This is a genomic window from Paraburkholderia sp. (genome assembly GCF_026225065.1).
Classification (GTDB): domain Bacteria; phylum Pseudomonadota; class Gammaproteobacteria; order Burkholderiales; family Burkholderiaceae; genus Paraburkholderia.
Genome location: NZ_JAMFSB010000294.1, coordinates 43,692 through 63,980 on the forward strand (window position 1 = coordinate 43,692; position 20,289 = coordinate 63,980).

Genomic DNA, 20,289 nt, shown 5'->3' on the forward strand with positions numbered 1-20,289 from the left:
CGCTCACCCGCCACTCTTCACCCCAACTGGAAGCCGATCATGCATCGGCTGCAACCTACATGAGCACAACCTTCGATTTTTCCGGCCGCTCGTTCCTGGTCACAGGCGCGTCGAGTGGCATCGGCCGCGCAACGGTGCAATTGTTGCGCGCAAGTGGCGCGAACGTTGTCGCGGCGGCGCGCCGTGTCGACGAACTGGCCCGTCTGGCTGAAGAAACCGGCTGCGAACCACTCGTGCTCGATGTCGGCGATCCCGCAGCCATCGACGCTGCGCTCGGCGACCTCGATGCTTTCGACGGCCTCGTGAATTGCGCGGGTATCACCGTGCTGGAACGCGCGATCGATACGAAGGCAGAGAGCTTTGATCGCGTGATGGCGGTGAATGCACGGGGTGCGGCGCTGGTAGCGCGTCATGTCGCGCGTGGGATGATCGACGCGAAGCGGCATGGCAGCATCGTCAACGTATCGAGCCAGGCAGCGCTTGCTGCGCTCGACGATCACCTGAGCTACTCGGCTTCGAAAGCCGCGATGGACGCGATCACGCGCACACTGTGCATCGAACTCGGACCGTATAGGATTCGCGTGAATAGCGTGAACCCGACGGTGACGCTGACACCGATGGCCGTGCAGGCCTGGAGCGATCCGGCGAAGAGCGGGGCCGCGCTGCAGGCGATTCCTTTAAGGCGTTTTGCGCAGCCGCATGAGGTGGCGGAGCCAATCCTGTTCCTGTTGAGCGACGCTGCTTCGATGATCAGTGGGGTGGCGTTGCCGATTGATGGCGGGTACACGGCGCGCTGAGAAGTCCGCGCACCGTGCCCCCCATCAACGCGACACGTCTTGCCTGGCGTAAGTCGATTCCCAGCCGCCGCCAAGCGCCTTGCAAAGCGTGATCAGATTCGCGTCAGCGGTTGCCTTGCTTTGTTCCAGGGTGCTTTCGCCGTCGAGCAGTTGCCTCTGCACGTTCAGCACATCCAGATAGTCGAGTGCCCCAGCCTTGTAACGCTGCTGCGCGACCGACAGTGCACGCTGGTTCAGAGCAACCACCTCCGTTAGCCTGTCACGCCGTTGTTGCTCGGCATCGTAGACCACCAGTGAATCGTCCACCTCGCGCCACGCCTCAAGTACGGTGCGTTGGTAGTCGATCGCGGCTTCCTGTTGTTGCGCCTCGCGCAGGTGCAGTGTCCCCTTGAGGCGGCCGCCTTCGAAGATCGGCATCGTGATCGAAGGTCCGACAACAAACTGTCCCGAGGCCCAGTTGGCGAGGTTCGAAAGCTGCAGACTCTGGAAGCCTGCGCTGCCATTTAGCGATATGCGCGGATAAAAATCGGCCTTTGCCATGCCGATCGACGCCGTGGCCGCATGCAGCTGCGCCTCCGCTTGCCTTATATCGGGTCTGCGTTGCACCAGCTCCGACGGAAAGCCGATGGGAACCTGTGCAGGCAGCTCGGGCACGTCATGCGGCTCGCTGAGTGTCTGCGCAAGCGCGCCTGGCTGTTCGCCGAGCAACACGCCAATCGCGTTGATCGTGGTCTCGCAGCGCGATTCGAGCGTCGGGATCAAACTCTCGATCGACGCTGCTTGAGCGGAAGCGTTGGCCACGTCCAGATCCGTCGTCACGCCTTCGCGAACCTGGATCTGCGTGAGCTTCGTGGTATCGCGAGCAATCTCGAGGTTTTGCTTCGCGATGCGCAGCAACGACTGCGTATCGCGCAGCTCGATATAGTCTCGCGCGAGTTCGGCGCGCGCCGACAACAACACCGCGTTTCGGTCCTCGTAAGAGGCTTGTGTCAAGGCCGTCGCGGCTTCGACACCGCGTCGATTGCGGCCCCAGATATCGAGTTCCCACGATGCGTCGAAGCCTGCCTGGTAGAGGTTGTAAGCCGGCGAACCTTTGGACCCCGGCAATGGCGCCACGCCAAGCGGCGTATTGCCCGAAGCAGATTGCGATTGCGTTTCGGTCGGACTGACCCCGAGCAGCGACAGAATGCCATTCGGGCTTCCGCGCTCGCGGTCGTACGACGCAGCGCCGTCTAGTGTAGGATATTCTGCTGCACCCGCGACCCGCTGCTCAGCCCGGCTTTGCCGAAGGCGCGCCGACGCCGCGGCCACATCGAGGTTCGCATTGGCCAACTGCTGTTCGAGTGTGTTCAACGTGGGATCGTTGAACAGGGTCCACCAGTCTGTATCGAATCCGGTCTCGACGGCCTTGCTTGGAGACTGCGCCGCCTGGGTACGATCAAACACTTGCGGCGGCGTGGATGCCACTGGAGGTTCGAAGTTCGGTCCCACAGTACAGCCCGCGATCACGAGGCACGCCAATATCTCCAACACCAGAGCGCTGAAGGAAAAGTCTTTCGCATTCATTTTTTATCTCCTGCGTCGGCGAGGGTATCGCCATGCTGACCCACGGCAACTTCCGTTTCGACAGACAGCCCCACGCTTAACGCAGACGCTGCCTCTTGATCTCGGTCGATGGTGATCTTCACCGGTACGCGTTGGACGACCTTCGTGAAGTTGCCCGTCGCGTTGTCAGGTGCGATAGGCGCGAAGGCCACGCCGGTTGCGGGGGCGAGACTGTCCACATGGCCGTGAATCACAACGCCAGGGAAGCTGTCGACCTTGATGCGCACGCTCTCGCCCGGCCGCATGTGGGTGATCTGGTTTTCCTGGAAGTTGGCGACGACGTAAGCGTCGGAAAGCGGCACGATCGCGAGAACCGGCGCACCTGGCGTCACGAAAGCGCCAACCCGTGCGGAACGCCGTCCAACCTTGCCGTCCACCGGCGCGCGAACCTCCGTGTAGGACAGATTGAGCTGCGCCTGATCGAGCGCCGCCTCGGCGCGTGCGAGTGCGCCGGCTGCCTTATCGAGCTGCGTGCGCAGTACGTCGAGATTCTGCTCGGTCGACGCCAGCGCGGCGCGATCGTGCGCCTGTTGCGCGAGTTGCTCGGCGAGCGTGCTTGACGCGTGCTGTTGCTCCTGTGTCGTCCCTGCGCCGGCGTCCGAGAGGTTCTGATACCGCGAGGCGTTCGCCCGCGCGAAATCAATCGACGCGTCGTCGGATTTCAGCGTCGCGCTTGCCTGATCGACGAGCGAGGGTTGCCGCGCAATCTCGGCGTCGTAGTTTGCGACGGACGCCTTTGCCGCAGCCACGTCCGCTTCTGCACTCATCAATGCGGCCTTGAAGTCACGGTCATCGATACGTACCAGCAATTGCCCGGCCTTGACCGACTCGTTGTCGTTGACGAATACGTCGGATATCTGGCCGGCGATACGCGGCGCCACGAGGGTGAAATCGGCCTCAACATAGGCGTCGTTAGTGGATTCGTTATTCGAGTTGCCTGTCAGGTTTGAACAAGCCCATGCACCAATGCCGGCAGCAACAACCAAAGCGGCAACACGAATGATCCTGAGGGGAGACTTAGCAGCGGATGACATGATTACCGTCCCTTAGCGTGAAGTGGGGGGCGTCGTGCACCACGGCGGGTAGATCCGCACGGGTAACACGGGCACCAGAAAAAGGAGGGCGATGGCAACACCCGCCATTACCCGGTAGAGATCCGCCGAAGTCAGCACCACTGCCTGCTCGTGGATCCGGTGTGCAAGTTCGCCGAGGCCGTGAACTGCGTCGACGCTTTGGCTTGCCACAAGCGCGTGATTGCCTAAGTGGTCCACGAGCATGTTCGAATGAAGATGTTCGCGATCCGTGCTCAACCCTTCGATGAGCGCGGTCGCCACGGCCGCGGAAAAGGTTTTGAGCGAGTTGAACATCGCCGAAGCAAATGGACCGTCTGTCGGAGCCAGGCCCGTCGTCACGCCCATCAGGATTCCCAGGATCACCATCGGTTGCGCGATGATCTGGATCGATTGGAGCCAGTAGAAATTGTTGCGGATCCACTCGGAGGTGATGAAGCTCCCCATCAGGCACGTGGCGAGCATGAGGCACAGTCCAATCGCCATGACCCAACGGTGGTCGATCTGCCGCAGGTTCAGGACCGCAGCTGTCAGAGGAAGCGTGATCAGTAGCGGGATCGCAACCAGCAACGACAAGGGCGCAGTCTGCAGCGGCCTGTAGGCATGAATGCTGGCGAGATACTGGCCGGGTATGGCAGCCACACCCACCAGCAGGATGACCGCACCCAGCAGGGTCGTCAGTCCGTGCGTAAAGTTTCTGCGCGACAACAACTGCAGCTTGAAAAAAGGCAGCGGGTGAAACCACTCGATGACGAGGAATGTCGCAAACAGCAGCCCTCCGCCAATAAACATCATGCGAATGAGTTCGGAATTGAGCCAGTCCAGACGATCGCCTTGCAGCAGGCCGGTCACGAGCATGGCGACGGCTGGAAATCCCGTCAGAAACCCGGTCCAGTTAAAAGCCTTGAGCCGGTCGAGTTTGAGTGGATCGGTCGGAAGCCCTTGCTGGATCGCCACACAGCACGCGATGCCAAGCGGCACGATTTGCCAGAACGCCATTTGCCAGCCGACATACTCGGTCCACAAGGCGGCGAGCGGTGTGCCGAGCGCTGGTCCAAAGGTTGCCGTGAGCGCGTAGCCGGCAAGCCCATACAGCTTCACCTTGGGCGGAAGGTAACGCAGCGCCACGATGATCAACATGGGGGGCAGGCATCCGCCAGCAATCCCCTGCAGGACGCGCAGCGCATAGAGCGTGAGCAGGTTCGGTGCGAACGGACACAGGATCCCGAACAGCATCGTCGCGATCACGGCGCCGATCGTGAATCGCTTGAGCGTGAACGTGATCCCAAACCATGGAGCAAACACCATCGTCGCGACATTGGCTGCTTCGAACAGGGCGGTGAGCCACGTTCCGTCGTCATGCCCTATCGAGAGCGCGCCCTGAATGTCCGCTAAGGACTGCGCGGTGACCTGTTCATTGAGAATGGCCAATAAAGACGCGAGCAGCATTCCAACGAGACCGACCGCGAGACGAAGCGAAAGCGCGGATTGTGCGGCCGCCGCCGGCGCAGGAGCGGCTGTCGTCGTTAAAAGGTTGGCTGTAGTCATAGCAATCCCGTTACTAGTCAGGTTCGATAGGGCTTCTAAATAGCGATGTTGGAGATCGAATGAAAAGCGAAGATTCTCCAACACCGATAGCGGAAGGCGACCGGCTTACATCTTCGGTTGCGCCTCTTTGAAGTACTGCGGCGCTTCCCGGCGATCGAACATTCCGTACTCCCGGACAATGCGGATATTGCGCAGGCGCGATGCATCCGCTGTCGCCGCCTTCCCCAGGAACGCTTCAGCTGCTGCATGGTCGCGCCACGTCAGAACGGCGATGACGTCTCCCGGTGCCAGCAGTGCGTCGAAGACGTCCCAGGAAACGAGGTCAGGCGCGCTCGTGTCCACGCCAAGTGATTTCGCCACCGCTTCTGCGCCGCTCTGCTTCACCCATTCCGGCGAGAATTTCCCGTCATGCAGAGTCACCGCTTTGCCCTTTCCCGTCTCGGTGACATCGAGGCGCTGCTCGAGCAGGACGTGTCCCGCGGGCACATGCGTATCGCTGACGGTCTGGCCAATGCGCAAGCGATAGTCGGAAAACACCCGGTCGCGCGCAGCTTGCATGATCTTGTTGTGCGTCGCCTCGGTACGCCAGCGGATGAGCGATTTCTCGTCGCGCCAGCTCGACAGCGAAAGAAGCCATCCCTCGCGTGTGAGACTGGCGTAGCGATTGTTGTCGATAAACCCGTCGATCTTGTCGAGTTCAGGACGCAGCATCTTGGCCATGCCGAGATAGGCATCGACCTGCTCGGGTATCGGGTGAACTTCAAGCATTGCGGAGAACATCTGGACCTCTCTCGTTTGGTTAGCCGTACAACGTGTAGAGATTGTCCAGGATCGGCCCGATTCGTTGGAGTCCAAACGGGTTGGTATTAGGCCAATGAGTGATCGAAATTTGCCATGCGTTCAAGCACGCTCCGCATAACCTTCACAGGCTGAAAGAGTCTTTTGCAGGTCGATCTTCGGCGCATCGATCGCAGCGCATAGAATCACGGCTTATGGACGCCGTGATGAGGGGTAGGGAGCGAAATGGACAAATTGCGTGAGATGGAGATTTTCGTAGCCATCGTCGACCGGGGAAGTTTTACGGGTGCGGCCGACAAGGTCGGAATGTCGGCCGCCGCGGTCTCGCGGGCGGTCAATTCGCTCGAATCGCGTCTAGGCACACATCTGCTGGCCCGGACGACCCGAACGGTTCGTCCGACGGATGCCGGCCTGTCATACCTCGAAGCCTGCAGGAAGGTGCTGGACACCATCACGGATGCAGAGGCGACCCTTGCCGCCGATCAACTCAATCCGGTAGGGACATTGACCATTTCCGCACCGGTCCTGTTCGGCCAGCGATATGTTGCCCCGCTGGTCAACGCCTTCGCGCTGCGCTATCCGGACGTCAACATCAATGCGGTGTACGCCGATCGAACGACGCGGCTTCTGGAAGAAGGTGTGGACGTTGCCATCCGTATTGGCCACCTTGGAGACTCGTCGACATTCGCCGTTCCATTGGGTTTTGTGCGGCGTCGGACGTACGCGGCGCCTTCCTATCTCGCCGCGCATGGAGAGCCCGTTCATCCCAGGGACCTCGCTGATCACCACTGTGTATCTTTCACGGGCGTCTCGCTTCCGCTCGAGTGGGCGTTCAATGAGAACGGTTCGAGGCTGCCTGTGAGACTCCAACCGCGGATGATTGTCGACCTGGGTCCCGCGGCTCTTCTCGCAGCCGTCGATGGAGTGGGGATAACCCAGTTTCTGTCGTATCAGGCGGCGCCTGACGTGGCCGAGGGCAAGCTCCAGCCTGTGCTGACGTCATTCGAGCCAGAGTCGACCCCGGTGAGCCTGTTGCATGTGGAAAGGCGAAGCACCAGCGGCAAGATTCGCGCTTTCGTGGAGTTCGTGACCGAGACGCTACGCAAAAACGCGCACCTTCAGGACGTCGACGCTACGGTAACGCGAACTTCCCGGTAGGCTGTCACCAGAGCGTCAAGGCCGAACGCCCGGTTCAGTCCGCTCGGATTGGGTACTACCCACGCGCACGCGCCGCCGAAGGGCTTTGCTTGCAGCCCCCATTCGATATCGCGCGTGCCGGAGATGCCCGAGACCGCCATCTTTCCGAGGAAAACGACATGCCGTGGAGCGTACTGCTCGATCTTGAGCCGAAAAGCACTTCCGGCCAGTTCAATCTCCGATCGCGACAACTCGGCGGCCTGCGCTGTGGCTCGCGGGACTACTGCGGTGAGACCGCAACCATATCGGAGAAGCGAGCGGTCGTCTTCGGGAAGAATCTGTTCAGGCGTAAAGCCGGCAAGATGCAGGACCCGCCAGAACCGATTGCCTCGGCCGGCAAAGTGATGACCTGTCGACGCCGCACGCAGACCTGGATTGATCCCGCAAAAGACTACCGACAAGCCCGCTTCAAGGATGTCAGGAAGCGGCTGAATGGAGTCGCCGTCAGTCACAGATGGGCCAATCCTTGAAGAGAAATCTGCTAGCCGGTACCTTGATTTGCCCATGGTTGCGCGCCGGCCTCGCCGCGGAATCGTTGCCGATATTGTTTCGGTGTGACCTCTAGCCGCCGGGAGAAGGTCGTGCGCATATGTGTGGCACTCCGAAATCCGCATTTAAATGCGACGGTCTTCAGCGGCGCATCCGAGTCTTCGAGCAACTTCCTCGCGGTGTCGACGCGAACCTGCTCGACAAAGGCGGAGGGCGTCACCTTGGCATACTTCGAAAACACTCTCGAGAAGGTTCGACGGCTCACTGCCACTGCGCCTGCGAGCTGTTCGATCGACAGCGCCTCGGTAATGTGCTCGGTCACGTAGCGGTGCACTTTGCCAATAATCGGATCTTCATCCCTTCCGCTTCCTACATACGGGCTGTACTGGGACTGACCACCTTCCCGTTGGATGTAGACGACAAGACGCTTTGCGACACGCACCGCCAACTCATGCCCCCAGTCCTCGGCGACAAGCGAAAGGCACAGATCGATGCCAGCCGTCACACCTGCCGAAGTAATCAGGCGTCCGTCACGAACGAAGATCTTGTCGGGCTGCACAGAGGCGTGCGGAAATTCGCGGGCGAGGCGGCCCGCATCCGACCAATGAGTCGTCACTTCCTTGCCGTCGAGCAGTCCCGCATGAGCCAGCACGAATGCCCCATTGCATACGGAGCCGAACCGCGCCGCGTTTCGTGCCTGATTTTGTAGCCACGTCATGAAGTCACCGGACAGTTGAGCGTCGGGCAATTGCGGGCCGCCAGCGACCAGTAGCAGGTCCCACTGCGTGTCCAGATCCGCATAGCCGAACGGCACGGAAAGTCCCATCCCGTTCGAACAGGTCACGGTGCCGGCCCGCGAGCCCAGCAGCGAGACTTCGTACTTCTGATGTTCGGGAAGGATCGTATTGGCTTCCGCGAACACGTCGAGGGGGCCTGCAACGTCGAGCGCCTGCACACCATCGAATATGACAATGGCGACTTTCATACCGTGACCTTCGTGGAGTGAATGGACCCGTTCACGATACCGGCGATCCGATTGGCTTCACCCGGACCACTGGGCCAAGCCGGCTAGCCTGTATTGACGAGTGGTATGGCAGCTTACCGCAATGGCCCAAAAAGAGGGACGCACTAACCGGTAATTGACTTTTGCGCCCGTGTAACAAGCGAACTGGAGTCGAGCAGTGCGTGGCCCAAATCCCACGCTGATTGGCCCGGTATCGCGGCATCCACGTGTTTCCTCTTCCGTGCCGCCTGATTAGACTTCTTCCCATCGACACGGCTATAGCCGCTTCTTCGTCGCGGTCTACGTTGACACGGGACGACAACCAGGGACAGGGAGTGACGGCGCATGCATGTTGCAATGATGCTCTACGCAGGATTTCGGCTGCTCGAAGTGACGGGCCCTATGGATGTTTTCCACGAAGCGAACCAATTGTGCGGTGCAACGGTGTACGAACAGCACCTCGTGGGACCGTCCCGGGGTCCGGTTGTGTGCTCGAGTGGCGTAGCGGTGAGCACCACTGAATGTCTCCCGGATGTGCGAACTCCATTCGACATCGTCGTAGTGCCAGGTTCCCCGGTTATGGGGCCGGGGAACGAGCATCGCGAACTGGTGGACTGGCTCAGTGACGCTGGCCGTAGGGTGCGAAGGCTCGCGTCGGTGTCCAACGGGGCGTTTTTGATCGCACGCGCCGGCCTTGCCGACCGTCGCTCGCTGACCATGCATTGGCGCGACGCCCAACGTCTCTCCAGCGAGTGCCCCTTGGTACACGTCATGAGCCATCAAGGTTGCGTGAAGGATGGCAACCTCTACTCGTCGCGCGGCGTCAGCGATGGCATGCGGGTCGCGTTGGCTCTCGTCAGGGAGGACCTCGGCGAAGAGTTCGCCACAAGCCTCACACGGTCACTGTCGAGGCAGTCATGACCCGAAGCCCAATCGAATGTGACGAGAATCTGATTCATAAGGCACTCGCAAATCCGTTCCGGCGCGAGATCCTGAAGTGGTTAAAGACGCCAGAAGAATACTTTTTGCGAAGTCGGATCGATCTTGGTTGCGGAGTACCTTCAGGTGCAATCCACGCGCGCAGTGGGCTATCTCAGTCGACCGTATCGGCCCACCTCGCGACATTGATCGAAGCCCGACTGCTTGTGTCGACGCGCGTTGGTCAGTGGATGTTTGTGGCGCGAAACGATGAAGTGATTCGCACCTTTGCGGAACAGATCAGGAAAGAAATATAGCGAAGGATATAATCGCATCAGATTGCTAAGGAGGCATGCAACTGATGGCACGAACTAGAGTGTTCGAGGTTGACCAGGCGATAGAAATTGCAACCGACATGTTTTGGCGGAACGGCTACGAGCGCACGTCGCTGTCCGACCTGACCACTGCCATGGGGATCACGCCGCCAAGTTTCTACTTCGCGTTCGGCAGCAAGGAAGGACTCTTCAGGAAAGTCCTCGAACATTACAGGCGCACTCGTCTTGCCTACGCCGAAGATGCGTTGAACCAGCCGACCGCGCGGGACGTAGCGGAGCAGACGTTACTCCGGCTCGCAGATCTTTATACGGACCCCAAGCGCCCGCCTGGCTGCCTCGCCGTCAATTGCTCATTTCCCAGCAACACTGGGGTGACGGAGTTGCAGCGTGAATTTGCCGACCTCCGGAAAGCGCGGCGCGCGAAACTGCGCGACCGCCTCAAGAAAGCTCAGGCCGCCGGCGACCTTCCCGCTGACAGCGATCCGGACGAACTGGCGCGCTTCATTCTCGTCATCGGATGGGGCCTGGCTCTTGCTGCCCAGTCGGGTGCAACGCGCAATGATCTCCATCGCACCGTGGCGACAGCCCTCAAGGCCTGGCCGAGTTGAGGGCTGCGTTCGCCCATGCTTGTTACGACGATCCCCGTTACAATTAAGCTTCCCCTGAATAACAATGATCGTCGTGATCATTGGGCCGATGTTCGGAAACCTGCGGCGAACACACACGGAGGCGTATAGCATGAGCGAATTACAAGTCACCATTCAGGAAAAGGAAGGCGCCTGTAAGGCGTGGGTCCTGACGCCCGAAGGCGAGGGCAAATGGCCCGCTGTGATCTTCTATATGGACGCGTTTGGCATCCGGCCAGGCATGGTCCAGATGGCCAGGCACGTGGCTAGCAAAGGGTACGTCGTGCTTCTGCCCGACTTGTTTTACCGCTTCGGGGCTTACGGGCCACTCGACCCCAAGGAAGTGCTGAAGGGTGACTTCCGCGCTGTTGTCGGGCCAATGATGGCCAGCTCTGACAACCATAGAGCCGCCGAAGACACTGCGGCCTTCATCGAATACCTCGATACGCGCTCTGATGTGGCGGGCAAGAAGATCGGCACCGTCGGTTTCTGCATGGGCGGCGGCATGGCCCTCACGGCGGCGGCTTACTACCCGGACCGCATTGCTGCGGCAGCCAGCTTCCACGGCGGCAATCTCGCAACCGACCAGCCGACGAGTCCCCACCTGCTTCTCGACAAGATCAAGGCCGAGTTGTACATCGGCATTGCCGACAACGATCACAGCTTCCCGCCCGAGATGGCCGAGCGCTTCGAGGCCGCGCTGGGTGCCGCGGACGTGAAGCACAAGAGCGAACTGTACGAAGGCAAGGCGCACGGCTGGATGAAGCCGGACATGCCCGTCTTCGACGCAGAGGCCGCTGAGCGGGGCTGGAACGAGTTGTTCGCGCTGTACGCACGAACGCTCAAATAACAGCTCTGGATGCGCGGCAGGCTGCGTCGGCACGGAGCAGTGAGGCGTCGGGGTCGAGCTGGTACCTTCGACCACTGAACAGATCCGCAAATACCGTTCTGACAAAGACGGTGGATTGCGGATCGCACAGATCGGGTGGTTAATCCTGTTCCGCGCCCGGCCGCTTTGGAAACAGGATGCCCGCCTTGATTTGAGTCCCCGGTTTCACGCCGTGACCCCAAGGCAGGTTCCACGACGGTTCGGCGGACACCCCAAGCAAGCCTCGCAACTCCTCCATCTTGCCCGGCATCACAGGATGCAGCAGGTTGCTGATTCCACAGAGCGCTTCTAGCAACGTGTAAAGCACTGTATCCAGCCGATCCGACGCGTTGGGATCCTTCGCCAGTGTCCACGGCGCGCTACTCGCAACGTAGCCGTTAAGGTGTTTGACGAAATCCATTACCTGTTCCACCGCGCGGCTCAGTTTCATCTCTTCGACTAGCGCCAGAACGGCGTCCGGTAGTTCATTCGACCAGGCAATGATCGCTTCCTCGCGCGCTTCGCAGGCCTTCGGCGCAGGCACCGTTCCGCTGCGATATTTCATCGCCATGGCCAGCGTGCGTGCCGCCAGATTACCCAGATCGTCGGCGAGATCGCGATTCAGGCGCTGTTCGATCACTGCATTGCTAACGATTCCGTCGAAACCGAAGCTGACCTCGCGGATTAGCGTGTAGCGCAGCGTGTCGACACCGTAGGTATCGGCGGCCTCTAGCGGATCGACGCCATTGCCGAGCGACTTGCTCATCTTGCGGCCATCGGAACCGAGCAGGTGTCCGGAAACGTGTAAACGCTGATATGGCGGGATTCCTAGCGCATGCGTCATGCTCAGCCAGAAGAGCGTGTGCGTGCGCAGGATGTCCTTGCCGATTACATGCCGCACCGACGGCCAATAGTTGGCGAAAGCAGGATGGTCGGGATAGCCCAGCGGCGAAACGTAGCTTAGGAGCGCGTCGAACCAGACGTACGTAACATGTCCTGCGTCCCACGGAATCGGGATGCCCCAGTCGAGACGATCCACGGGACGCGAAATACTCAGGTCACCTATCGGCTGTTCCAATAGCCTCAATATCTCGTTGCGGTATTGCACGGGCTGGATCAGATCCGGCGTGTCCAGCAACAGCTGACGCATCCATTCGCGATGCGCTTCCATGCGGAAGAAATAGTTCGGTTCGCGCCGCAACACAGGTGGCTCCTTGTCCTCGGGAAGTTTGCCATCCATCAGTTCCTTCTCAGTGACAAAGCGCTCCTGGCCGATCGAATAGAATCCCTCGTAATCCGCCAGGTAGATATCGCCGGCATCGAAGAGCCGTGTCAGGCAATCGGACACCACCTTGGCGTGCGCGGAATCAGTTGTGCGAACGAACATGTCCGGTTTGACCGCCAGGTGCTGCCACGCTTCCTTGAAGTTCTGTGCGTGGCGTTCCACAAACGCTTGTGGCGCTTCGTTGGCCTGCAGGGCGGCCTTGGCGATCTTCTCGCCGTGCTCGTCAGCGCCCGTTAGCAGCAGCACCTGATGGCCGGCAGCACGCAGGTAGCGCGCCATGATGTCGGCATGCACGCTGGCGTAGGCATGGCCCAGATGCGGCCGGTCGTTCACGTAGTAAATCGGTGTGGTGATGTATCGGTACGACATTGCCGCTCCAAAAAAGAAAAGGGACGCCCGCGGCGTCCCTTTTTCAGAAGCAAAAAAGCCCTCAGCGCCTGGGGGGAGAACCTGCCAGGGGCATACGCATCGAACGAAGGAGGGCTTGGGTAGCTTGCATTGTGTTGGGGTTAAATTTAACGAAGAATCGGCGGGCTCATCCGCGATTGATGAATCCTGCCAGCTAATTTAATGGTTGTCTAGCGCCGGGCGCGTCGATTGCCGCTCGCACTCGCACAGCGCACGGCAGTTCTCCCTAAACCGTCCGCAGCATTCCGCCATCGACAAAATAGGTCGCCCCTACGCTGTAGCTAGCCTTGTCCGAACAAAGAAACACAATAAAGTTGGCCAACTCCTCAGGAGACGCAAACCTGCGGATAGGCGCATGCTCATCCGCGACCTGCTGCAGATGTCCCTCCCAATCGCCGCCTGAATCCTGCGTCAACTGCCTGGCAGTCTTGATCCAGTCGGGCGTGAGCACGAGCCCCGGGTTGATCGTATTCACACGGATGTTGTCCTGAATGAACTCGTTCGCCATATTCTTCGACAACATCATCAACGCCGCTTTCGTCACGTTGTAGATCGGCTCGTAGCCGAGCGGCTGCGTTGCGCAAATCGACGCGTTGTTCAGGATCGTGCCGCCGCCGCGTGCTTTCATCAAAGGCACGAGGCCGCGTGCAATGCGCACTGCAGCCATCACATGAAGATCCCAGTACGCCAGCCACTTCTCATCCGGCGCATTCATGATTGTTTCGTTGCTGCCAGTGCCCGCGTTATTGAAGACGATATCCGCGCCACCGAAATTTTCCTTCGCGGTAGCAACCAGCTTGTCGACGCCTGCTGAGGTCGCCACGTCGCAAGCAACCGGCACGGCGGTGACACCGAACTTCGTTGCAATGCCTGCTGCAGCCGCAGACAGGCGCTCCTCATTGCGCGCCGCGAGCAGGAGATGTGTGCCTTCTGCTGCGAACGCTTCTGCCACGGCCAGCCCGATACCCACACTGGCTCCGGTCAATACAGCCATCTTACCGCGCAAATTCAGATCCATTTCGCTGTCTCCGTTTTGATAACCCAGGCCTGACGCTTAAGGCTGCGTTGGCGTCATTGTCCTCACCACTGTGCTTGCGCAGAGCTGCGTTGTAAAGGCCTTCGCTTGTTGCGAACGCGCATGCCTGGCTCATCGAATACGTCCGAAGCTCATAACTGGTAGAGTCGTAAATGCCGACTTTAGAGGTATTTACGCCATGCGCATTTCCGTGCTCGCTCTTGAGGGGCTCTTCGACACGGGGCTCACCGTCATGCTCGACGCGTTCGGGCTCGCCAACAAATTCTCGGCCACGCAACTAGGTGGCACGCCGCGTTTCGATGTATCGATCGTAGGCGTGCGCAAGAGGGTTCAGTCCGGACAAGGGCTGACAATACCTGTGCAACCTGTCACGGCAGGGTTGAAGCCGGACTGGGTGGTCGTGCCTGCATTGGGTACTGGCACACCGGAGCAACTGGTTCCGGCTCTCACACGACCGGATGTGATTCAGGCCAAAGCACAACTGCTGAAATGGCATGCCGAAGGGGCGCTGATCGCCGCGTCCTGTATCGGGACGTTTCTTGTGGCGGAAACCGGACTTCTCGATCACCAGGAAGCGACGACAACCTGGTGGCTCGGTCCGCTGTTTCGGCAACGCTACCCCAATGTGTTGCTCGACGAATCTCGCATGCTGGTGCCCTCAGACGTAGGCGTGACAGCAGGCGCAGCAATGGGGCATCTCGATCTCGCCCTCTGGTTGATACGCCGGGCCAGCCCGGAGTTGGCAACGCTCGTCTCGCGTTACCTGCTGGCCGACATACGTTCCTCGCAGGCTCCGTACATCATCCCCAATCACCTCGCGCAGGCAGATCCGCTGATTCAGCGCTTCGAACAGTGGTCGCGGAAAAATCTCCGCTCGGGCTTTTCGCTCCAGCAAGCTGCCAGCGCACTCGCGACGAGCACTCGCTCGTTGCAACGCCGTTGCCAGGAGGTGCTCGGCAAATCGCCGCTTGCCTACTTCCAGGACCTGCGAGTCGAACACGCACAATCGCTTCTGCGCGGGGGACGCCTCGATCTCGAAGCCATCGCAAGCGAAGTCGGATACGGCGACGGTGCAACGCTGCGCACGCTGTTGCGCCAACGTCTGGGACGGGGCGTGCGCGACCTCCGTTCCGACCTGCTCTGACACGCAGATGCGCCTGGCGCAAATGGCTCTAAAGTTGGCGTTTGTGACTGTGTGAGTTCCGGGGTTCAGAGACTAGACTCGATCGCGTTGTCTGTAGCAATGAACACGCAGTCTCTGTCAATGAACGTTGAACCAGGAGTTATCCATGAAAGTTTTCGCCATCGCATCCGCCAAGCCGACGCTCACGCCCGAGAAGCTTCAGCAGCACATGCCAAACGAGGTCCCGGCCACACTCAAGCTCTATCTCGACGGCAAGGTCGAGCAGTTCTGGTTTCGTGAGAAAGCCGGCCCGATCTTTCTGATGAACGTCGAATCGGTCGAGCAAGCCAAGGCAACGCTCGATACGCTGCCGCTCGTGGCTGACGGTGTCATGAGCTACGAACTGTTGCCGGTCGGCCCGCTTGCCCCACTTGGCCTGCTGATCCAGAACAAGTGAAGCGATAAGCTGTGAGCGTATGGCGATCCGTTTGACGTGTCGGATCTCGTTGAAGAACCGTTCGACGAGATTCTACCGATGATGGATCGCCTGCAGTCCCGGCACCCATAACCGCACCCAGACGCGCATCACGAAGGAATACGAAGATGGACGACGCAGCAGAGATCACCCGGCACTACGAGCGCGAGAGCCTGGTCGAGCACCTTCGCGCGGCTCTGGCTAAAAGCGGACTCGGCGAGAAGCAACTCTCTGCGCGAGATCTTGCTCAACTTGACCAGTTCCATTCACGTGGCCTCGCGGCCACTGTAGAACTTGCGAAGGTCCTGCCGATCAGCGAGGCGACCCGTGTCGTCGATATCGGATCCGGGCTGGGTGGCCCGTCGCGCTATCTGGCCGAAACCTATGGCTGCACGGTGCACGGCGTCGACCTCAGTCAGTCGTTCGTCGAGGCTGCTACGTTTCTGGCCGAGCGCTCGGGTCTCGGAGGCAAGGTCACGTATCAGCGCGGCAACGCTCTCTCGCTGCCGTTCTCCGCTGACGCTTTCGATCTCGCGTGGACGCAGCACGTTGCCATGAACATCGGCGACCGCGCTGCGCTTTACAGGGAAACATGCCGTGTACTGCGTCCTGGGGGCCATTTCGCCATCTTCGATGTCGTGGCCGCATCCGACGAACCCCTGCATTACCCTGTGCCGTGGGCGAGCGGGCCAGAGTCGAGCTTTCTGGTGACGGCGGACGAGATGCGTGCCGTCCTCGCGAACCAGGGGTTCCGCATCACGTCCTGGACCGACTGTACGGATGCCGGGATCAGCTGGTTTCTGGAACGAGAGGCCGAACGTAAGCAGTCTTCGACGCAGCCCTTGCTCGCACTCGGCGCTGTAATGGGCCCAGCGTTCGGCGAGGCGACCGTCAACCTTCGCCGCAATTTGAGCGAGGGGCGCGCGGCGCTCGTCCAGGCGATCTGCGAAAAGGTCTGAGGATGCTCCCGCCAGAAGGTGCGACAATGTTCTGCGACTTCGATGTAGTCGAGGCACTCTGCTGCGTCGTTCATCCAGTGCCGACGGTCGCCATGAACCCCACTCTGGAGGCTTCCGATCCATGTCGCTCATCAACTACATTACGCAGATCCAGTTCGATTTCGGAGCAATTGCGAAACTACCTGACGAATGCGCACGGATCGGCATCAAACGACCTCTGATCGTCACCGACGCGGGCGTGAAAGCCGCGGGCATCATCAACAAGACGCTCGTTGCTCTTCGTGCGGATAACGAGCCCCCTATCTTTCCGGACACTCCTCCTAACCCCAACGAACGGGCTGTGCGGGCCGCCGTCGCGATGTACAAGGAGAATCAGTGCGATGGCGTCATTGCGGTAGGGGGAGGCAGTTCGATCGATCTGGCCAAGGGCGTCGCAGTGTGCGCGACCCACGAAGGACCCTTGCGCCAGTTCGCGCTTATCGAGGGGGGATTGCAGCGCATCACATCGGCTACGGCACCGGTTATCGCGGTTCCGACCACAGCCGGCACGGGTAGCGAAGTGGGGCGCGGCGCCATCCTGATTCTCGATGACGGCCGCAAGGTCGGCATTATTTCCCCCTACGTCGTGCCTCGTTCCGCAATCTGCGATCCGCAACTGACGTTGGGCTTGCCCCCACAGCTCACCGCTGCAACGGGAATGGACGCGATTGCCCATTGCATCGAGACCTTCCTGTCGCCAGCGTTTAACCCGCCTGCAGATGGCATCGCCCTCGACGGACTCTGGCGTGCATGGCGTCACATCGAGATTGCAACGCGTGACGGCAGCAACGTTACCGCGCGTCTGAACATGATGAGCGCCTCGTTGCAGGGAGCGCTTGCCTTCCAGAAAGGGCTTGGATGTGTCCATAGCCTGAGCCATTCGCTGGGCGGAATCAACCCGAAGCTGCATCACGGGACGTTGAATGCGATCTTCCTTCCCGCCGTGATCCGCTTCAATCGCGAGGCCGCTACAGTCCAGGACGAAGGAAAAATCGTGCGGCTGGCCGGCGCAATGGGTCTGGAATCGCCAGCCAACGTAGAAAGCGCGATTGCACGCATGACGGCCGACCTGGGCTTGCCGATCCGTTTGTCGACGCTCGGGGTTGAGAGCGCGCAGTTCGACAGGATTATCGAAGGCGCACTCGCCGATCATAGTCACACGACCAATCCGCGCGAGGCGACGCCCGCGGATTACCGAGCCATGCTCGAAGAGTCATTCTGAGGAAGGTGATGCAAAGGCGATGCGCCGGCGCGCCTGCTTGCGGGCAGCCGCGCCAGCGCGCCCGTATCAGTGGTTATGGCGCGATTCGCCGCGCGTTTCCACAATGTTGAGATACAGCGTGGCCGGCTCGAGGCACGCGCCGCTCGCCTGCTGACCCACCATGCTGCGATAGATCTCTTCCCACGGCGTTTTGTTCTGCAGAACGGGCGCTTTCCATTGGGCGCGGCGCGCGGCCAGTTCGCTGTCGGGGATCATCACGTCGACCTTGCGCGAGTTCAGGTCGATACGGATCCGGTCGCCGGTTTGCAGCAAAGCAAGGCCGCCGCCGATCGCCGCTTCAGGCGAAACGTTGAGAATCGAAGGCGTCGCTGAGGTACCGCTCTGACGGCCGTCGCCAAGAGTCGGCAGCGTGTCGATACCTTGCTTGAGCAACGCCGCGGGCGGTTGCATGTTGACCACCTCGGCACCGCCCGGATAACCGACCGGTCCGCAGTTGCGAATCACGAGGATAGAGCGCTCGTCGACGCCCAGTTGCGGATCTTCGATGCGCGCGTGGTAGTCCTCCGGCCCCTCGAATACGATCGCTTTACCTTCGAACACGTCGGGATGCTCGGGATCGGCGAGGAAGCGTTTGCGGAACGCCTGGTCGATCACGCTGATTTTCATCACGGCGCTATCGAACAGATTGCCGGACATCACCACATAACCCGCCGCTTCCTTGAGCGGCTGCTGGTAGCTGCGGATCACTTCGCGATCGGGCTCGACGACGTCCGCGAGGTCCTCGGCCAGCGTGCGGCCGGAAACCGTGCGTGCGGCGCCGTTCAGCTTGCCAGCGTTGAGCAGTTCGCGCATCACGGCGGGCACGCCGCCTGCGCGATGGAATGCCTCGCCCAGAAAGCGGCCGGCCGGCTGGCAATCGACGAGCAGCGGGATCTCCGGTCCCAGTCGTTGCCAGTCATCGAGCGAATGTTCGACGCCCATGTGGCGTGCGATCGCGACCATATGAATCGGACAGTTCGACGATGCACCGAGTGCGGCGGCGGCCACCACCGCGTTTTCGAAGGCCTCTTTGGTCATGACATCCGACGGGCGCAGATTCTCCGCGACCATTTCGACGATGCGCTTGCCTGTGCGATACGCCATCCAGCCGCGCTCGCGATGCGGCGCCGGAATTGCCGCGCAGCCGGGCAGCGACATACCCAATGCTTCGGCAAGCGAGTTCATCGACAGGGCGGTGCCCATCGTATTGCAATGACCGACGGAAGGTGCCGACGAGGACACCATGTTCATGAATTCCTCGTAGTCGATCTCTCCGCCGGCGAGGCGCTTGCGCGCGTCCCAGATGACAGTGCCCGAACCCGCGAGCTTGCCGTGCCACCAGCCGTCGAGCATGGGGCCGCCCGAAAGCACGATGGCCGGGATGTTCACGGTCGCCGCCGCCATCAGGCATGCCGGCGTGGTCTTATCGCAGCCTGTGGTGAGCACGACGCCGTCAATGGGATAGCCGTGCAGGATTTCGACAAGGCCGAGGTACGCCAGATTGCGGTCGAGCGCGGCGGTGGGGCGCTTGCCCGTCTCCTGGATCGGATGGACCGGAAACTCAAGCGGGATGCCGCCGGCATCGCGAATGCCATCGCGCACACGCGTCGCCAGCTCGAGATGATGGCGATTACAGGGCGCAAGGTCTGACCCTGTCTGCGCAATCCCGATGATCGGTTTGCCCGACTGCAGCTCCTCTCGGGTAATCCCGTAGTTCATGTAGCGCTCGAGATACAGCGCCGTCATGCCCGGATCGGCGGGATCGTCGAACCAGCGGCGGCTGCGCAGGCGTGACGGTGAACCATTCTGAGGACTGTCGGGGGATGATTGGTTTGACATGCTGTTATTCCGTTCGGCTTGTAGAGGCTTGTGGATATAGGCGCCCTCTCAGCAGCGCAACCGCCATACGGGAAGGCGAATTGCCATTCTAGAGCGCATTGGGCCTGGAGCGCATTGGGTCGCGCCGGGTCTTTCGGAAAACCATGGGAATCACGTGGACGGCTGGGTCTGTCTGTCATAGCAGCTATGAACCCAGCTGCATAGCTCGTCATGCCTCCTTGTCCGATACTGGTCTCCAGCGCCGAGACATGACGACGCGTTGAAACTCGTTAAACCAACCGGAGGAATTCGACATGAGCAATCGTATCGCGATCGTAACTGGGGCAAGCCGTGGGATCGGACGGGCAACCGCAATTCGCCTCGCCAAAGACTTTGGCGGCCTGGTGCTGGTGGCCCGCAGCACGGACTTGCTGGAAGAGACTGCCGAGGCGGTGCGCGCCGCCGGCGCCGAACCGCTGCCCCTGGGCGCGGACCTGCGCGTACCGGCCGCCGCGAAGGAAACCGTCGACCAGACGCTGGCGAAGTTCGGGCGTATCGATGCGGTGGTCAATATCGCCGGGGCCGTTCCCCAGATCGACGTCCTCGACATGACGGACGAGCAGTGGGACGA

20 protein-coding genes are annotated in these 20,289 nt (G+C 60.6%); 11 read left to right on the forward strand and 9 right to left on the reverse strand.

The window, feature by feature from the left end; all coding sequences use genetic code 11:
* Positions 1–59: 59 nt before the first annotated feature.
* On the forward strand, positions 60–797 hold the full coding sequence (locus M0954_RS21260; RefSeq protein ID WP_297355319.1) for an SDR family oxidoreductase: 738 nt from the start codon (positions 60–62) through the stop codon (positions 795–797).
* A gap of 24 nt (positions 798–821) precedes the next feature.
* Here the strand turns inward: M0954_RS21260 and M0954_RS21265 are convergent, their stop codons facing one another.
* The 4 genes from M0954_RS21265 to M0954_RS21280 form a co-directional block, all read right to left on the reverse strand.
* Entirely contained in the window at positions 822–2,363 is a 1,542-nt protein-coding gene (locus M0954_RS21265) for an efflux transporter outer membrane subunit (RefSeq protein ID WP_297355320.1), read from the reverse strand.
* Positions 2,360–3,436, reverse strand: coding sequence for an HlyD family secretion protein (locus tag M0954_RS21270; RefSeq protein WP_297355322.1), 1,077 nt, complete (start codon positions 3,434–3,436; stop codon positions 2,360–2,362). Before M0954_RS21270 ends, M0954_RS21265 begins: the two co-directional genes overlap by 4 nt.
* A 12-nt stretch (positions 3,437–3,448) precedes the next feature.
* Positions 3,449–5,020, reverse strand: a complete 1,572-nt coding sequence (locus tag M0954_RS21275; protein ID WP_297355323.1) for an MFS transporter — start codon at positions 5,018–5,020, stop codon at positions 3,449–3,451.
* 105 nt (positions 5,021–5,125) lie between these two features.
* A complete protein-coding gene (locus M0954_RS21280; RefSeq protein WP_122157864.1) occupies positions 5,126–5,800 on the reverse strand; it encodes an antibiotic biosynthesis monooxygenase in 675 nt (224 codons plus the stop codon).
* A gap of 243 nt (positions 5,801–6,043) precedes the next feature.
* Here M0954_RS21280 and M0954_RS21285 point away from each other — a divergent pair, with 243 nt between their 5' ends.
* Complete coding sequence (locus tag M0954_RS21285) at positions 6,044–6,976, forward strand: LysR family transcriptional regulator (protein WP_123386913.1); 933 nt, start codon at positions 6,044–6,046, stop codon at positions 6,974–6,976.
* Here the strand turns inward: M0954_RS21285 and mug are convergent.
* Entirely contained in the window at positions 6,937–7,521 is a 585-nt protein-coding gene (gene mug / locus M0954_RS21290; protein WP_297355326.1) for a G/U mismatch-specific DNA glycosylase, read from the reverse strand. The genes M0954_RS21285 and mug overlap by 40 nt on opposite strands.
* Positions 7,497–8,489, reverse strand: coding sequence for a GlxA family transcriptional regulator (locus M0954_RS21295; RefSeq protein WP_297355328.1), 993 nt, complete (start codon positions 8,487–8,489; stop codon positions 7,497–7,499). The genes mug and M0954_RS21295 overlap by 25 nt, the downstream gene beginning before the upstream one ends.
* Before the next feature lie 378 nt (positions 8,490–8,867).
* On the opposite strand from M0954_RS21295, the gene M0954_RS21300 reads away from it, so the two are divergent.
* The 4 genes from M0954_RS21300 (at position 8,868) to M0954_RS21315 (ending at position 11,236) form a co-directional block, all read left to right on the forward strand.
* Positions 8,868–9,428 carry a DJ-1/PfpI family protein gene (locus M0954_RS21300; protein ID WP_297355345.1) on the forward strand — a complete coding sequence of 187 codons (561 nt, stop codon included), beginning with the start codon at positions 8,868–8,870 and terminating at the stop codon, positions 9,426–9,428.
* Complete coding sequence (locus M0954_RS21305) at positions 9,425–9,742, forward strand: helix-turn-helix domain-containing protein (RefSeq protein ID WP_123386916.1); 318 nt, start codon at positions 9,425–9,427, stop codon at positions 9,740–9,742. The genes M0954_RS21300 and M0954_RS21305 overlap by 4 nt, the downstream gene beginning before the upstream one ends.
* Positions 9,743–9,777: 35 nt before the next feature.
* On the forward strand, positions 9,778–10,368 hold the full coding sequence (locus M0954_RS21310; RefSeq protein WP_208297206.1) for a TetR/AcrR family transcriptional regulator: 591 nt from the start codon (positions 9,778–9,780) through the stop codon (positions 10,366–10,368).
* Between the two features lie 64 nt (positions 10,369–10,432).
* Positions 10,433–11,236 carry a dienelactone hydrolase family protein gene (locus M0954_RS21315; RefSeq protein ID WP_208297205.1) on the forward strand — a complete coding sequence of 268 codons (804 nt, stop codon included), beginning with the start codon at positions 10,433–10,435 and terminating at the stop codon, positions 11,234–11,236.
* A gap of 139 nt (positions 11,237–11,375) precedes the next feature.
* Here the strand turns inward: M0954_RS21315 and metG are convergent, their stop codons facing one another.
* Positions 11,376–12,908: a methionine--tRNA ligase gene (gene metG / locus M0954_RS21320; protein ID WP_297355330.1), complete on the reverse strand. Its 1,533-nt coding sequence runs from the start codon at positions 12,906–12,908 to the stop codon at positions 11,376–11,378.
* 265 nt (positions 12,909–13,173) lie between these two features.
* Entirely contained in the window at positions 13,174–13,965 is a 792-nt protein-coding gene (locus tag M0954_RS21325; protein ID WP_297355332.1) for an SDR family oxidoreductase, read from the reverse strand.
* A 196-nt stretch (positions 13,966–14,161) separates the two neighbouring features.
* Between M0954_RS21325 and M0954_RS21330 the strand changes: the two genes are divergently transcribed.
* The 4 genes from M0954_RS21330 to M0954_RS21345 all read left to right on the forward strand — a co-directional run bounded on the left by M0954_RS21330 (position 14,162) and on the right by M0954_RS21345 (position 17,801).
* Positions 14,162–15,127 (forward strand): GlxA family transcriptional regulator, encoded by a 966-nt coding sequence (locus M0954_RS21330; RefSeq protein WP_122157872.1) that lies wholly within the window; start codon positions 14,162–14,164, stop codon positions 15,125–15,127.
* 145 nt (positions 15,128–15,272) lie between these two features.
* Positions 15,273–15,563, forward strand: a complete 291-nt coding sequence (locus M0954_RS21335) for a hypothetical protein (RefSeq protein WP_122157873.1) — start codon at positions 15,273–15,275, stop codon at positions 15,561–15,563.
* A gap of 146 nt (positions 15,564–15,709) precedes the next feature.
* Positions 15,710–16,540, forward strand: a complete 831-nt coding sequence (locus M0954_RS21340) for a class I SAM-dependent methyltransferase (RefSeq protein ID WP_297355334.1) — start codon at positions 15,710–15,712, stop codon at positions 16,538–16,540.
* Between the two features lie 121 nt (positions 16,541–16,661).
* The gene (locus M0954_RS21345) at positions 16,662–17,801 is read left to right on the forward strand and encodes an iron-containing alcohol dehydrogenase (RefSeq protein WP_297355336.1); all 1,140 of its coding nucleotides are present in this window, start codon (positions 16,662–16,664) and stop codon (positions 17,799–17,801) included.
* A 66-nt stretch (positions 17,802–17,867) separates the two neighbouring features.
* Here the strand turns inward: M0954_RS21345 and M0954_RS21350 are convergent, their stop codons facing one another.
* Positions 17,868–19,679, reverse strand: a complete 1,812-nt coding sequence (locus M0954_RS21350) for an IlvD/Edd family dehydratase (RefSeq protein ID WP_122157876.1) — start codon at positions 19,677–19,679, stop codon at positions 17,868–17,870.
* A 293-nt stretch (positions 19,680–19,972) separates the two neighbouring features.
* Between M0954_RS21350 and M0954_RS21355 the strand changes: the two genes are divergently transcribed.
* Positions 19,973–20,289: SDR family NAD(P)-dependent oxidoreductase (locus tag M0954_RS21355; protein ID WP_297355338.1), on the forward strand; the 317-nt coding region annotated here is incomplete at its 3' end.